The organism is Marinococcus salis, assembly GCF_054971365.1.
This window is the reverse complement of record NZ_JBQOJB010000016.1, coordinates 21,075-35,830: the sequence shown is the minus strand read 5'-3', so window position 1 is coordinate 35,830 and position 14,756 is coordinate 21,075. Positions and strand designations below refer to the sequence as shown.

At 43.0% G+C, this 14,756-nt stretch carries 14 protein-coding genes and 1 other annotated feature; of the genes, 9 read left to right on the top strand and 5 right to left on the bottom strand.

Going from position 1 to position 14,756, the window contains the following annotated elements; genetic code table 11:
- The first annotated feature begins 118 nt into the window (after positions 1–118).
- Entirely contained in the window at positions 119–1,360 is a 1,242-nt protein-coding gene (gene kynU, locus ACTTK6_RS12580) for a kynureninase (protein WP_462833604.1), read from the top strand.
- A gap of 239 nt (positions 1,361–1,599) precedes the next feature.
- Positions 1,600–2,433 (top strand): tryptophan 2,3-dioxygenase, encoded by an 834-nt coding sequence (gene kynA / locus ACTTK6_RS12575; RefSeq protein WP_462833584.1) that lies wholly within the window; start codon positions 1,600–1,602, stop codon positions 2,431–2,433.
- Positions 2,434–2,610: 177 nt separating this feature from the next.
- Here kynA and ACTTK6_RS12570 read toward each other — a convergent pair whose 3' ends face one another.
- A complete protein-coding gene (locus tag ACTTK6_RS12570; RefSeq protein ID WP_462833583.1) occupies positions 2,611–3,123 on the bottom strand; it encodes a DUF4352 domain-containing protein in 513 nt (170 codons plus the stop codon).
- 203 nt (positions 3,124–3,326) lie between these two features.
- Here ACTTK6_RS12570 and ACTTK6_RS12565 point away from each other — a divergent pair, with 203 nt between their 5' ends.
- The gene (locus ACTTK6_RS12565; protein ID WP_079476675.1) at positions 3,327–4,577 is read left to right on the top strand and encodes an aminopeptidase; all 1,251 of its coding nucleotides are present in this window, start codon (positions 3,327–3,329) and stop codon (positions 4,575–4,577) included.
- A 460-nt stretch (positions 4,578–5,037) separates the two neighbouring features.
- Here ACTTK6_RS12565 and ACTTK6_RS12560 read toward each other — a convergent pair whose 3' ends face one another.
- The 3 genes from ACTTK6_RS12560 to ACTTK6_RS12550 all read right to left on the bottom strand — a co-directional run bounded on the left by ACTTK6_RS12560 (position 5,038) and on the right by ACTTK6_RS12550 (position 7,708).
- Positions 5,038–5,793: a tryptophan-rich sensory protein gene (locus ACTTK6_RS12560; RefSeq protein ID WP_079476674.1), complete on the bottom strand. Its 756-nt coding sequence runs from the start codon at positions 5,791–5,793 to the stop codon at positions 5,038–5,040.
- 383 nt (positions 5,794–6,176) lie between these two features.
- Positions 6,177–6,374 carry a hypothetical protein gene (locus ACTTK6_RS12555; RefSeq protein ID WP_079476673.1) on the bottom strand — a complete coding sequence of 66 codons (198 nt, stop codon included), beginning with the start codon at positions 6,372–6,374 and terminating at the stop codon, positions 6,177–6,179.
- Between the two features lie 95 nt (positions 6,375–6,469).
- On the bottom strand, positions 6,470–7,708 hold the full coding sequence (locus ACTTK6_RS12550; RefSeq protein ID WP_462833582.1) for an MFS transporter: 1,239 nt from the start codon (positions 7,706–7,708) through the stop codon (positions 6,470–6,472).
- Positions 7,709–7,932: 224 nt separating this feature from the next.
- Positions 7,933–8,140, top strand: a binding site (T-box leader).
- A 45-nt stretch (positions 8,141–8,185) separates the two neighbouring features.
- On the opposite strand from ACTTK6_RS12550, the gene argS reads away from it, so the two are divergent.
- Together argS and ACTTK6_RS12540 are read left to right on the top strand one after the other, a co-directional pair.
- Positions 8,186–9,874 (top strand): arginine--tRNA ligase, encoded by a 1,689-nt coding sequence (gene argS / locus ACTTK6_RS12545; RefSeq protein WP_462833603.1) that lies wholly within the window; start codon positions 8,186–8,188, stop codon positions 9,872–9,874.
- Between the two features lie 93 nt (positions 9,875–9,967).
- The gene (locus ACTTK6_RS12540) at positions 9,968–10,486 is read left to right on the top strand and encodes a GrpB family protein (protein ID WP_462833581.1); all 519 of its coding nucleotides are present in this window, start codon (positions 9,968–9,970) and stop codon (positions 10,484–10,486) included.
- 220 nt (positions 10,487–10,706) lie between these two features.
- Here the strand turns inward: ACTTK6_RS12540 and ACTTK6_RS12535 are convergent, their stop codons facing one another.
- Positions 10,707–11,525 carry an IclR family transcriptional regulator domain-containing protein gene (locus tag ACTTK6_RS12535; protein ID WP_462833580.1) on the bottom strand — a complete coding sequence of 273 codons (819 nt, stop codon included), beginning with the start codon at positions 11,523–11,525 and terminating at the stop codon, positions 10,707–10,709.
- A 200-nt stretch (positions 11,526–11,725) separates the two neighbouring features.
- Here ACTTK6_RS12535 and ACTTK6_RS12530 point away from each other — a divergent pair, with 200 nt between their 5' ends.
- Genes ACTTK6_RS12530 through ACTTK6_RS12515 form a run of 4 tightly spaced genes read left to right on the top strand, consistent with a single transcriptional unit; the run spans position 11,726 to position 14,753 of the window.
- Entirely contained in the window at positions 11,726–12,427 is a 702-nt protein-coding gene (locus ACTTK6_RS12530) for a CoA transferase subunit A (RefSeq protein WP_462833578.1), read from the top strand.
- Entirely contained in the window at positions 12,399–13,067 is a 669-nt protein-coding gene (locus tag ACTTK6_RS12525; RefSeq protein WP_462833577.1) for a 3-oxoacid CoA-transferase subunit B, read from the top strand. Before ACTTK6_RS12530 ends, ACTTK6_RS12525 begins: the two co-directional genes overlap by 29 nt.
- A gap of 51 nt (positions 13,068–13,118) precedes the next feature.
- On the top strand, positions 13,119–13,964 hold the full coding sequence (locus tag ACTTK6_RS12520; protein ID WP_462833576.1) for a 3-hydroxyacyl-CoA dehydrogenase family protein: 846 nt from the start codon (positions 13,119–13,121) through the stop codon (positions 13,962–13,964).
- 15 nt (positions 13,965–13,979) lie between these two features.
- The gene (locus ACTTK6_RS12515) at positions 13,980–14,753 is read left to right on the top strand and encodes an enoyl-CoA hydratase/isomerase family protein (RefSeq protein ID WP_462833575.1); all 774 of its coding nucleotides are present in this window, start codon (positions 13,980–13,982) and stop codon (positions 14,751–14,753) included.
- Positions 14,754–14,756 lie beyond the last annotated feature (3 nt).

The following is a 14,756-nucleotide window of genomic DNA, read 5'->3' as shown; positions in this document are numbered from 1 at the left end:
TCATTGACATAGTGTCACATAATGATAGTATTAATTTAATGACAATTCTGAAAAAAATATCATATAGAGGTGAACGAGGTTGACGCAGCCAAACGAATGTACAGAAGAATATGCAGCAATGATGGATGAGTCAGATCCTTTGTGTTCCTATCGTAACGAGTTTTATTTGAATAAAGACATGGTTTACCTGGACGGAAACTCCCTCGGGCTGCTTTCTACAAGAGCAGAACAAGCACTTTTGAATGGATTAAACGATTGGAAAACGTTAGGGATTGATGGCTGGAGCAAGGGAGAAAACCCCTGGTTCTATATGTCCCAGCAATTAGGTGAAATGACGGCGCCATTAATTGGAGCAGAAAAAGAACAGGTGATAGTTACTGGCTCCACCACCACAAATATTCATCAATTAGTATCGACTTTTTATCAGCCCACGGCAGCTAAATATAAGATTTTAGCAGATGATGCTACGTTCCCGTCAGATATTTATGCATTGAAAAGCCAGTTGAAACTTAAGGGGTATGACCCGGCAAATGCATTAGTGAGAGTTCAGAGTGAGAAAGGCATGCTTGCTGAAGAGCAAATTATTGAAAGCATGAGCGACGATGTCGCCCTCATATTTTTACCAAGCGTACTGTATAGAAGCGGGCAAATCCTGGATATGGAAAGAATCACTGCCGAAGCACATAAGCGCAGCATTATCGTTGGGTTCGATTTGTGTCATTCCATCGGAGCGGTTCCGCACCAGCTCGACGAATGGGATGTTGATTTTGCAGTATGGTGTACCTATAAACATTTAAATGGGGGGCCGGGGGCCGTTGGCGGACTTTATGTTAATAAAAAACATTTTGGCCGGGAACCGGGACTCGCAGGCTGGTTCAGCTCAAAGAAAGAGGTTCAGTTTGATATGAGCCATGAATTGACTCCAGACGCAGATGCCGGAGCTTATGAAATCGGGACCCCGCACATACTCAGTATGGCACCGCTGCTTGGCTCACTTGCTATGTTTAATGAAGCTGGAATTCAACAGGTTAGACAAAAATCGCTCAGGCTTACCGATTATATGATTACGCTAATAACCCATGAATTAAGCGGTTTTCATTTCAGCATCGCCAGTCCCTTGGACCATAAGCAGCGCGGGGGGCATCTGCTCGTGCAGCATACCCATGCCGCAAGCATTTGTAAAGCACTGAACGCCGAAGGAATTGTGCCAGACTTTAGAGCGCCGGATTTCATTAGAATCGGCCCGGTGGCACTATACAATTCTTTCCATGATATATGGGAAACCGTAAACGTGTTAAAGCGCATTATGACTGAGGAAACATACAAAAAATACGAAAACAAGCGTAATATTATCGCTTAGAAAAGAGAACCTGCTAAATGCCTGGTTCTTGCGAATAAATAAACCTCTTTCAATCCCTGCAGCCTGATATTGCGCACCAAGCCGGAGATTCCCCGTTTTCGCAGGCACTATTTTGGGACGGAAGCTGCTGCTCATGATTTAGAGCTTACTTGTGTAAAGACAGATGAATATAACCAACTAATCTCTCCATTCTGTTATACGTAGGCTTATGAAAAAATAGATGAACGGGAAGTGTTAAAATGACTAATCCAACAAGTGGAGAAGAGAATATTGAAACAAATTTTCAAAAGAAAATGACTTATGATGAGTATTTGAATCTGGACACGATTCTTTCCAGCCAGAATAGATTATCCGGCCATCACGATGAAATGTTATTTATTATCATTCATCAGGTGAGCGAGTTATGGATGAAGTTAATCCTCCATGAGCTTCATGCTGCCAAACATGCTATTGAGGCAGGGGATTTATCTGTAAGTTTTAAAAAACTGGCCCGGGTCTCCGAAATCCAAAATCAAATCATTCAGGCCTGGGACGTGCTGTCGACGTTAACTCCGGCTGAATACTTAGAGTTTAGAGAGGCGCTCGGAAATTCATCCGGTTTCCAATCCTATCAATACAGATTAATAGAATTTGCCCTGGGCTATAAGACAGATTTTATTTTAAAGATCTATGAAAAAGATCCTGAACTATTAAAACAATTAGAAGCCGGGTACTATTCCGGCAGTATTTATGATGCATCAATCCATGCATTGAGCCGGGCGGGTTTTCATATTTCTGAAGAGGTTTTAAATCGTGATGTTACCAGAGCCTACGAGTTTGATAAAACGGTGGAAGGCGCCTGGATTGAAGTTTATCAAAACTCCAATGAATATTGGGACTTGTATGAACTTGGGGAGAAGCTGGTAGATATCGAAGATTGCTTTCAACAATGGCGTTTTCGACATATGAAAACGGTGGAGAGGGTTATCGGGTTTAAAAGCGGAACCGGCGGTTCGTCAGGTGTAGGTTATTTACAAAAGGTGCTGGAACAGCAATTTTTTCCAGAGCTATGGGACCTTAGAACAAAGTTGTAATGTTCCAATGGCACACGAAAGGGTTGCTCTTTATTTGTGCTATCACGAGCCAAAAGAAAGAGCAACTAAACTACAAAAAATAAGGGTCCGGCAAACATATTGAAAATAATTATCGACCGTGCCACTGGGCAAAAGAGCCCTCATAAAAGTGAAAAATATAACATCCTTGGCCGATAACTATGACGGCACCTCCCAAACGGGGGTCGATTCTTCTGTAGAAGGGCTCATGTATTCAATTTGGAACTTGTTTCCCTCTTTAGCATCATAATAAATGGTGCCGCTGGCTTCCTCATTTGGGCTGAGAGTGGCAGGGATAGACTCTCCAGTTCTATGCACCGGGCGGGTATACCCGCTTTCGTTAAAAAGTTCAAAGTTCTCTTGAGAAAGCGTTTTTGATTCTTGGGTTGTATTTGTCGCAGAGACGTTTACTGCTAAAAGATCTTTGGTATCTCCGTTGGAATTCTCTTCACTGGAAGTGAACTCTACAGAATCGATAGTAATGTCCATACCATCTGCTGTAGCAGTGTCACCAGGACTCATTATATTTACCCCGCGGTCGTCCTGCTGCTCTTCGCCCCCTTCGTAATTTTGCGAGCTGAAGGGCGTTTCTTCTTCGTTTCCGCCACACCCCGCTAAAAGCCCGCCGCTCAATAGCAGAGCTGTACTCATCGTAATAATTTGTTTTTGCAAAATGGTCAACTCCTTTTTGCCTATTAACGCTATAAAATTCTTTCCCGCTGTAAGCAACACATTAACCTGATATGAAAATAAAAACGAGGATTATTGACATGACTGGTGGATCTTAGGAAGAATCTTCGTCTGGCTGATGCTGATCATGATGGGCAGGCAATGATTAGGGATGTAACAGTTTCTACGAAAAGGAGTGAAGAACGTTGGAAAACATCGAGGAGCTTATCAGTGACGAATCGTTGAAAAAATATGCCGAACTCACGGTACGAATAGGGATTAATGTACAGAAGGATCAATTAGTGGTAATACATAGTGATATCAAGCATGCCCCATTTGCTCGTTTCGTCCAAACGGCAGCTTACGAGGCTGGAGCTTCAAATGTGGTCATGAATTGGACTGATGAAGAGTCCACCCGAGCATTTTATTTCTATGCTGACGAGGAGGCTGTCGATCAGATTCCCGACTGGCAACAGGCTCGTATGAACGAGTGGGACGCTGCCGGTGCTGCGTACATCCATGTCATTGCTGAAAACTTCGAAGTCTTCAAGGATGTCCCCCCCGAACGAATCAGCCGCTTTCAAAACGCCTCTCGCACCAAGTTCAAAGAGTATTACGCAAAGATGAGATCTCATGAGGTACGCTGGTGTCTGTTGGCTGTTCCGTCCTTTGCCTGGGCGACGAAAGTATTTCCTCATCTAAGGAAAGAAGAAGCGCTGCAGTCATTATGGCAAGCCATCTTACGCGGGGCCCGGGCCGATGGAAATCACCCCATCGAAGACTGGGAAAATCATAACAGAGCTTTCGAATCCAGGAAAAAGTTTCTCAATGATCGCCAGTTGGACGCTCTGCATTTTACGAATAGCCAGGGGACCGATTTGGTCGTCGGCATGCCGGACAATCATGTTTTTATCGGTGGGGGAGTGACAGATACCAAGGGGATCCCGTTCTTTCCAAACATTCCTACGGAGGAAATATTTTCGGCCCCGCATAAGCATGAGGTCCATGGCAGGCTTGTAGCCACAAAACCGCTTGTCTATGAAGGAAGGGTGATCAACGATGTTTCCCTTACTTTCCAAGATGGCCGAATCACTTCCTGTGCTGCGGCCAACGACCAGGAAGCATTGCAACGTCTCCTCGAAACCGACGAAGGTGCTTCGTATTTAGGGGAAATTGCGCTGGTTTCCCCTCATTCGCCTCTTGCTAAGGCGAATACGCTTTTCTACAATACCTTGTTTGATGAAAATACGGCCTGCCATATTGGCCTCGGCAACGCCTCCCCAACTAACCTTCAACATGGCAACCTTCTATCGGAGCAAGCGTTAGAGGAAGCAGGACTGAACATGTCTCTCCTGTCGGTTAATGTGGCTTTTGGCACTGAAGATATGAAGGTGGTGGGAACCGAAGATGACGGAACAGAAGTCTTATTAATGGAAGACGGGGTTTTTCAATTCTAGTCCGAAAGGTTAGGTGATACGAAATATTTCTTTTTGTATGAATCTTTCTTTAGTGCTCCTCCCCAAAAGTTACACTTAAAGGGTAGTTTAGTGAATGTTATATAAAGAAGGAAACAGAGTAGAAGTCTGCTTCCTTTTTATAAGGAGGAGCTATTTCACGGTATTCAAACATACAGACAAAAAGAATACATTATCAATCGCCTAAGTCCGATGTCCCTGTAAGATCAGATGTGGAACCAGGACGATTCGTCTCGCTGCTCCGCCGAGTAGCGGTTTTTTCTATTTTTATGACCAAAAAAACCTATACTGTGAGAGAAGCACAGACTTTGGTTGTCCATCTAGGAAAAAAGCGGCCTAGTAGCATGATGCACTGCAGAACCAACAATCAACATCAAAGAAGGAGACTTTAATGTCTCCTTCCAGAAAACCGACTACCATGAATCACCGAGCTCAGCAGAACTTACAAGGATTGTGGATGGCTCGTCCGTTGCTGAAGACGCAGCTGATAGATTCCCACGATAAGCGCTACGAACACTAAGAGAATGCTGGTAAGCAGCAGGGTCAGGTCTAGGCTTGCGTAGGCCCGATCATTTGCCGCATAGATGCCGTAGTAGGGCCAGAGGAGAACAAGGGGATACAGCCAGTCGCGAAATCGCGCGGCAATGAGGACGCCAATGCCGGTCGCTGCTCCAAGCAGGATCAACGTCCAGCCTAATTCCTGCAGGCCCAGCAATGTGGTGACCTGCGCGCTGACCATTACCGTAAACACGTTCACGATGGTTGCGACCGTCACCCAGGCAAAATAAATGGAAAAAGGCAGCCGGTCGAACCCTCGATAACCGGCTTTGGCTGTGAGGGTGTACATGACGCCTAATGTATAGAGGAGGGCCGCAATGACTAGGGTAGAAGTGACCAACCACTGCTGGGTGAACACGATGATCCAGCATCCGTTTAACAGGAAATTGAGGATCGGCCAGAATGTCAATTGGGACACTACGGTTTCCTTCCGGCCACTGGTGAATAACTGCTTGAGGATCCAGGCCAATAGCAGCACATAAATCAGACCCCAGATGGAAAAGGCAAAGCCGGCGGGCTGGATGATCGCCTGGTTGTTGTTTGCTACAGTCCCAACATTGGTGGTGCTCCAGTAATTTAAAAAAATCATAAAGCCAAAAACGAGCAGGTAAGCGATAGCCCATCGCCGTGATGTTGTCATGACTCTCTCTCCTTTTTCACCGGTGTATAGTCTCTTCCGTAGCTACTGATCAAGAGGCAGTAGAAACGTATGCGTGTTAGGTTTTCCTCTTCGAGATCATTTTAAACGCTTTTTGTTCAACGAACGGATGAAAAATTTATCGATGGACGTTCCATGCTATTTTCGTGGGCATAAATAGGGAAATGTTTATTGTTTTAAAGATAAACATTTTTAGTCATTCCATATATCGACTTAAAAAAGCACTTTTGCGTATCAAAAGGTCTTAAATTATTTATGGGGTGTTTGAAAATGAATCTGGACATACTTGAAGCGCTATTAAACTGTGCTGTCATCAATTTTTAATAATACTTGAAATCACTCAGTGCACGTTCGGGATTGTGCTCTTAGAAATTAGTGGTGATACCATAAATCAGCTGAAGTAAAGAAGCCGATAGTAAAAGGTATATAGATATAGTGAACTTCGGCTGCCGGCTTACCTTTTTTGATTTTCTGAACTCTCTGAACTCTCTGAACATAATAACGCCGGCGGTCATGATTAATAGAAAGCACGAAGCGTAAACAATCATGTCAACTACATTCATTAAGATTCTCCTTTCTACGATTAAAATGAAAAGTTTTATTTACTTCAATGCAAACAGCAGCGCCCTCTAAACAAAGAAAGCGCCGCTGTTTATTTTTAAGTAGAGAGTTCTTCCTCTTCGGCAGATACCGATAATAGTCTCCGTTGCCGTACATATATCAGGCCGCTGATAGTCAAAAGGAGCGAAGCCATAATAAAAACGCTGCGGACTCCCACTACTTCCGCGATTCCGCCAACCAGCAGCGAAGAAAAACCAAAAAAGCTGGTTAAAATTACGTCTCTGGCGGAAAACACCCTTGCCAGCTGTTTTTCCTCCGTATGGGTTTGAATCAGAGAAATCTGTGTAACCTCCTGAACCTGCGTCGGAATACCGATCAAAAGGGAAATGAGCAGGGCAAAAACGCTGGAAGCCGGAAACGCGAACCAAAAGGTGAAAACCGCAACACAAAAGGAGCTGCCGATTAAAAAATACCGGGCTTTTATCTGAAGTGCCTTTTCAAACCGGAAGCAGAGCATGCCTCCAATCATCAGGCCGGCAAAAAAAGAAGCATTGATGTACCCCCACCACGACTCATTTTCCTGCAGCACCTCGGTAACATACACATACAATAACGCAGCAATCCAGATGGCTCCTGTTAAAGAGGTAATGCCGTCGACAATAAACATGGTGCGCAGCGGACGATGCTTCCAAACATACTTCCACCCTGCTTGAAGGACTGCTGCCATCGATGGGCCCGAAGAGGTTTGAAAAGAAGCAACACTTCTCTCAATACGAACGCCGAGAAGCAGAAAAGAAATCACCATAAAGGCAAGGGAGGTGCCTATAAGCACTGCACCTGGCGGAAACAGTACGATGAACAGAGCGCCAACAGGCCATCCGGCTAATTGAATTGTTTGATCCGACATGGCCATCAGGCTGTTTGCCCGAACCAGCGAATGCCGGGGGACGATTCTCGGGAGAGAAGCGTTCCGGGCTGGCATAATCCAGCTGTCCAGTACGGCAATCAGGCCTACAACCGTCAACGCCCAGATTAAAAATGAAGACCTGATACCTCGCAGGAGAAGCACAGGCAGGATCACCAACAGCAGTCCTTTGCCTGTTGAGGCTGAAGCTAAAATCGGTTTCAGGCTCCCTTTTTCCAGTATCCAGGGAGCGAACAGCCCGCCAAAAAACCGGGAAAAAGTATTGATAAAAGGAATAAGAGAAACGAGAAACACGGAAGAAGTGCGTTCGTAAACGATACTGATAATACTTACAAGATAAAAAATATCGCAGGCACTGGCGATAGACTGATTACTCAACAACAAAAAGAACGAACGCTTACGGCCCATCATATCACCCACTAGTATTTAGTTTTTATATGGGAAAAAGATGAGCTGCCTACATGGGCTTTCGTCCTTTCGTCAAAGTGCTTTATTGGATAAAATGTTGCATTAAGGTTGATTTAACTTCTGTTAAAATATCACAATTTATGGAAAAATGACAGCCTCGAAAACCACATTTATGATTTTAAGGTTGATTTTTCCATCCTTCACGTATATACTCGATCATTAATAAATCATATCCGGGGAAGAAGAGAGTAGTGATGCGGCCTGTCTGCAGCGACTCAGGGACGGTGGAAGCCTGAGAGACGGTGCATGATGAAGCGCACTTCGGAGGAACGGTCTGAAAGCAAGTAGGAACCGTCGGGTCATTTCGTTATCAATGGGCAAGAAGGTTCTTCGGAACAAACGGAGTGGTACCGCGGGTGATATCTCGTCTCTAATCAGAGGCGGGATTTTTTATGCCTTATTTAGGAGGAAAAGAAGATGATGGAATATGAAAAACAGTATGCCGAAGCCATTGTGCCCCACGTTCATCATGTACTGGAGATGGAGGAGGTGCAGGCGTTAATTGAACACCCAAAGCATGACGGACAGGGAGATCTGGCGTTTCCTTGTTTTGTGCTGGCCAGGCATTTCCGATCCAGCCCGAATGAGATCGCTGGATGGCTCGCTGACAGCATCCATAGCCCGTTGTTTGAAAAAGTGGTGGCCGATGGACCGTATGTGAATGGGTTTTTAGACAAAGCAGCCGTCAGCAAACAGCTTCTTCAGCGCATTCAACAAGAAAGAAAGGGTTACGGAACACATACATGGGGCGTGGGAAAGACGATTACGCTGGATTTTTCGTCACCCAATATTGCAAAGCCGTTTTCCATGGGGCATTTACGGTCGACGGTAATCGGTAATGCCATGGCGAACATTGTAGAAAAGTGTGGATATACCCCGGTTAAAATTAACCATGTAGGTGACTGGGGCACCCAGTTCGGGAAATTAATGGCGGCCTATACGCGCTGGGGTTCGGAGGAGCAGGTACAGCGGAATACGATTAAAGAGCTGTTGGACTTGTATGTGCTGTTTCATAAAAAAGCGGAGGCTGAGCCGTATTTGGAAGAAGAAGCCCGTCAGTGGTTCCGAAAGCTGGAGCAGGGGGATGAAGAAGCGGACCGTCTCTGGCGGTGGTTCCGGTGCGAATCTCTGCAGGAATTTTCAAAGATTTACGATCTGCTGGGTATAACGTTTGATACGTATCAGGGCGAAGCCTTTTACAACGACAAAATGGAGAATGCTGCCCAACTGATTCAAGAAAAGGGGCTACTGGAAGCGTCCGAGGGAGCGGAAATCGTGAATTTGAGTGATCGTCAGCTGCCACCATGCCTGATCCGGAAATCGGATGGAGCGACTCTGTATGCCACGCGGGATCTGGCCGCTGCTATTTATCGGCATCAGTATTACCAATTTGATCAGTCCTACTATGTTGTCGGGGACGAGCAACGGCTGCATTTTCAACAGCTGTTTTTGGTTCTGGAAAAGATGGGATACGTTTGGGCCAAGGGGATGGTCCACATCCCGTTTGGCTTTATCCAGCAAAACGGGAAGAAAATGTCGACGAGAAAAGGAAAAGTGATTTTACTGGAAGAAGTGATTCAGGAAGCCATTGAGCTGGCCCAGCGAAACATTGAGGACAAAAATCCGGTGCTCGCGCACAAGAAAGAAACCGCGCGAATGGTCGGTGTCGGGGCGATTATTTTTCATGATTTAAAGCACGAACGGCAACATGATATCGAATTTCAGCTGGAGGATATGCTGCGGTTTGAAGGGACGACAGGACCGTATGTACAGTATACGCATGCAAGAGCCTGTTCGATTTTAAGGAAGGCCGGTTATCATCCGTCGTCGGTGGAGGAGGGGTTAACGGATGCTCCGAGCTGGAATGTCGTTAAAACGCTGGCAGCTTTTCCGTCGGTTATTGAAAGAAGCTATCATCAGAGGGAGCCTTCGGTCATTGCCAAGTATTTAATTCATTTAAGCCAGAGCTTTAACAAGTATTACAGCCAGGTCCGTATTCGGGGAGAAGATGCGGAACAACCTTCGCGGCTGGCTCTGGTGCAGGCCACGGCGATCGTGCTGGAAGAAGGGTTACGGATGCTTGGCATTCAGGCACCTAAAGAAATGTGATGACTCCAAGTAGGAAAGGCGCTATGCACGAGGATTGGAAAACCACATTCGATCACTTTCTTACGGAGGAAGATTCTTAAGGAGGCTAACGCTATGAACCAAAAGGTCTATCTTCAGAATTCCAATGCAGCCTGGAAGGAGGAATACGCTGCGGAAGCCGAAAATATCTGTTTCGCTCTCGGAGATGTTCAGCTCCCGATAGAACATATTGGCAGTACTGCTGTTCCAGGTTTACCAGCAAAGCCCGTGGTGGATATGATGCTCGGGGTCGAGAGGCTGGACCAGGTCGACGAGTGGAAAGGGCAACTGGAGGTCATAGGGTACGAAGAGGTCCATCACTCCGATATGCCCGAGCGGCGATTTTTCCGCAAAGGGCAACGGGGAGGCGGCACGCACCATCTGCACATCTATGTGTACCAGAGTGAAGCGTGGAACAATCAGTGGCTGTTTCGAGAGGAGCTGCGTAGGTCTTCCGCCAAACGCCAGTACTATGAGCAATTAAAACAGATGTTAGCTCGTTTGTATCCGCAGGACCGAAAACGTTATACGGCAGCCAAAGCTCCGTTCATTCAGCGGACCATCAACCAGGCCCAACGCCGTCGATCACCATAGAAACATCCCATACTTTACGGTAATAATGCTTGTCGCCTTTGTTAAAGAGGGTCGTTTTGTAAAATAATTATTTAGAGAATTTGAGAAAATGTTTTGAAGATTATGCAATATGCAACCTATAAATCTTAAAATATATTAACTTAAGTCAATAAAAACCTCAATCTAACGTTGAGGTTTGTTTTAGCTTAGCTTAAAATTAAGCCTTTTATACAACTCTTAATTAAATAATTTCAAAGTCAATCTTTTTACTAATAGATTTAGAAGTCTTTATTAGTAATGGCAAATATTCTTCTATAGCTTTATCAACATCACATCTACCTGAATGAGTAGCACAGTTTACAGCAGCTACTACTTCTCCTCTTTTGTCCGTTACTGGAGCTGCCATCGAAATCATTCCCATTTCTAATTGGTCACTATTCAAAGCCCACCCCTTCTCCCGTATTTCTTTGAGTTCCTCTCTTAAATTTACTTCTGAAGTAACAGTTTTTTCGGTATAAGGATGAAGTTCTGCTTTTTGAAAATAATGATCTAATTTTTTTTCAGAAAGGTGAGCGAGAAGTACTCTCCCTACTGAAGAAGCATAAGCTGGCAAGCGAGTCCCTACTCCTAAAGAATCCTTCATAATTTTATTCACTGATACTCGTGCTACATACACGATCTCAGTGTTGTCTAGTGTAGCTAAAGAACTAGATTCTTGTATTTTTTCTGAGAATTCTTCGAGATAAGGTGAAGCAATTTCCCAAATATTTTGGGAAGCAATATAAGAGTAGCCTAATGATAGCATTTTTGGAGATAAAGAATATCTACCGTCGTTCGAATTAGCATACCCAAGTTTTTCAAGAGTAAGCAATACTCTTCGAGTAAATGGACGTGAAAAACCAGTAATTTTAGAAGCGCCACTAATTGTTAAGTTTGGATGGCTTGTAAAGGCTTTAATAACCTCTATTCCTTTCTCTAGAGTTTTTAAATAATCTCCGGAATTTTCTTCCAATTTTTTGTGTTCCTCAGTAGTATTTTTATTTAAATCGTTAGTTGACAAAATATACATCTCCTTTATAATAAAACGAAATTGTACTATTAACGAACAATTGTACTATTATCGTACAACATATCAATGAAAAATTCAATAAAAAATTATTCTTCATAATTTCTAAACATTTCTAAGCATTTGAAAGAGGTTTTGAAAAAACTGTTTCCAAAATTGTTAATAATAAAATATTGCTGAAATGAGGGAAATAGATGAAAAAATTAACAACGCCCGAAAAAGCAGTACAAAAAATTAAGTCAGGTGATACGTTGCTTGTTGGTGGTTTTGGTCTCTCAGGTTCACCGTTAACCTTAATTGATTCCTTACTAGATCATCATGCAAAAAACCTAACAGTAGTAAGTAACAATCTTGGCGAAGAAGGAAAAGGTTTAGGGAAACTTTTGCTATCTAAGCAATTAAAAAAAGCAGTTGGTTCTTATTTCACCACGAACAGAGACGCTGTAAAAGCATGGATAGCAAATGAATTGGAAATTGAACTAATCCCTCAGGGTACTTTGGCAGAATCTCTTAGGGCTGGAGGGGCAGGCATTGCTGCATATTTTACCAGAACTGCTGTTGGTACAGAGTTGGCAAAAGAAAAAGAAGTACGTGAATTTGATGGAGAACTTTACGTATTAGAGAAAGCTATTAAAGGAGATGTATCTTTAGTAAAAGCTTTGAAAGCGGATACAATGGGAAATCTTTTTTATCATAAAACAGGAATGAATTTTAACCCCGATGTAGCTCAAGCCGGAAATATAGTAATCGCTGAAGTAGATGAAATAGTCGAACCAGGAGAAATCCCTCCAGAAAACGTTGGGACCCCTCATGCTTTTATAGACTTTATCGTAAAAAATACAAAGTACGTAAAAGAAGGAGGTAGTTATGTTGAACAAGACAGGAGCGCCAAGTAAATCCAAAATAGCTAAACGTGTAGCTAATGAACTGCAAGAAGGCCAAATTGTAAATCTAGGTGTAGGAATACCTAGTCTCATTCCTAACTATATAGAAGAAAAAGAGGTTTATTTACAAGCTGAAAATGGTTTATTGGGTATCGGGCCGGAGCCTTCAGAAGATTCAATAGATATGGATCTAATTAATGCCAGTAAAAAGCCAGTAAGCATGAACAAAGGTGCCTCACTTTTTAATAGTTCAACTTCATTTGCAATGATTAGAGGCAACCATGTTGATGTAGCAGTGATGGGAGGCCTCCAAGTGGACGAAACAGGAGAAATTGCTAATTGGGCCGTTCCAGGGAAAGATATTTTAGGCGTGGGTGGTGCAATGGATCTAATAGCCGGGGCAAAGAGCATCATTATTGCATTAACCCATGTGTCGAAAGACCAAGAACCCAAATTGGTGAAGAAACTAACTTATCCTAAAAGTGGGGTCAAAAAAGCAAGCATGGTAGTTACAGAAGTAGCAGTCTTCCGTTTCACTGAAAATAAAATGATACTTAAAGAATTAGATCCTTCTGTTTCTTTAGAGGAGCTGAGAAAACAAACACCAGCTTACTTTGAAGTGGATGAAAAATTCACCAGAGAATATTATTGAGATATTTGATGAATAGAAATATTCCCCTAAATATAGGAGTTGAAAATAGAGATGAAAAAGATTGCTATTGTAGGTTCAGGAGTGATGGGCAGAGGTATTGCTTATGCTGCATCTTTGAATGATTACGAGGTTCATATTAACGATGTAAATCCTGAAGCATTGCATGAGGCCAAAACTTATATAGAAAAAGAGTTGAACAAGAGTGCGGAAAAAAAATTTATTCATCCAGAAGATGTTGTACGTTCTATGAATAATCTTACTTTTTCTACTGATCTTAAAGATTGTGTGGAAGAAGCAGAGTTAGTTATCGAAGCCGTACTTGAAAACATGGATTTAAAGGTGAAAATTTTCAAAGAATTAGATGATTTATGTGCCCCATTTACAATATTAGCAACTAATACGTCAACGATGAGTCCAACGGAAATCGGGGCACAAACTTCTCGGCCAGATAAAGTAATAGCAATGCATTTCTTTAACCCAGTTCATAAAATGAAATTGATTGAATTGATTAAAGGATTGGATACCTCCGAGGAAACTGTAGATAAAGTAAAAGAGATAGGAAATCAGATGAAAAAAGAAACGGTGGAAGTCAATGAATTTCCAGGTTTTGTGACAAGCAGAATGAATTGCTTAATTGGCAACGAAGCGATGAATCTTTTGATGGAGGGGGTAGCTTCTGCAGAAGATATTGATAAAGCAATGAAACTAGGGTTGAATCATCCGATGGGACCGCTTGAACTCGCTGATCTCGTTGGGTTGGATTCAAGGCTTAGAAACATGGAGTACCTGTACCAAACGCTAGGAGAAAAATACCGACCTTCTCCCTTACTGAGTAAGTATGTGAAAGCAGGAAAATTAGGAAAAAAAACGGGAACTGGTTTTTACCAATATGAATGAAGCGAGGAAATAGACATGTTTAAAAATATTCTAGTAGACATAGAGAATGAAATAGGAACGATAAAAATTAATCAGCCAGAGACTAGAAATGCTTTAAATAGCGAAACATTGAAAGAGATAGAAAAAGCGGTAGAGGAACTTGAAGAAAATGAGCAAGTAAGGGTTCTGATTTTTACAGGAGCAGGAGAAAAATCATTCGCTGCGGGCGCTGATATTAAACAGTTAAAAGACAGAAAGATGTTAGAAGCCCTTATACCTGGGATGCAGGCCACTTATAAAAAAATAGAAGATTGTGAGAAGGCTACTATCGCTGCCATTAATGGATTCGCTTTGGGTGGGGGCTTTGAACTGGCTTTGGCTTGCGACATCCGAATCGCTGCTACAGAAATAAAAATGGGTCTTCCTGAACTAAATCTAGCAATTGTACCGGGAGCTGGTGGGACGCAAAGATTAGTTAGAATAGTTGGTAAAAGTAAAGCAATGGAAATGATTTTAACTGGAAAAATTATAGATGAGCTAGAAGCAGAGCGTTGGGGGCTCGTCACAAAAATCGTTTCTAAAGAGCAATTATTAGAAGAAGTAAAAGAAGTAGCACAAACAATTTCCTCTAAAGGCCCAGTAGCTGTAAAGCTAGCAAAAATGGTAGTGAATAAAGGATTTGACACGGATATGGAGACCGCCTTAATGCTTGAAAAATTAGCCCAGACAATCGCGTTTGGCACGGAAGATAAAAACGAAGGTACTCAAGCGTTTTTAGAAAAACGAAAACCTGAATTTAATAATCGCTAATAA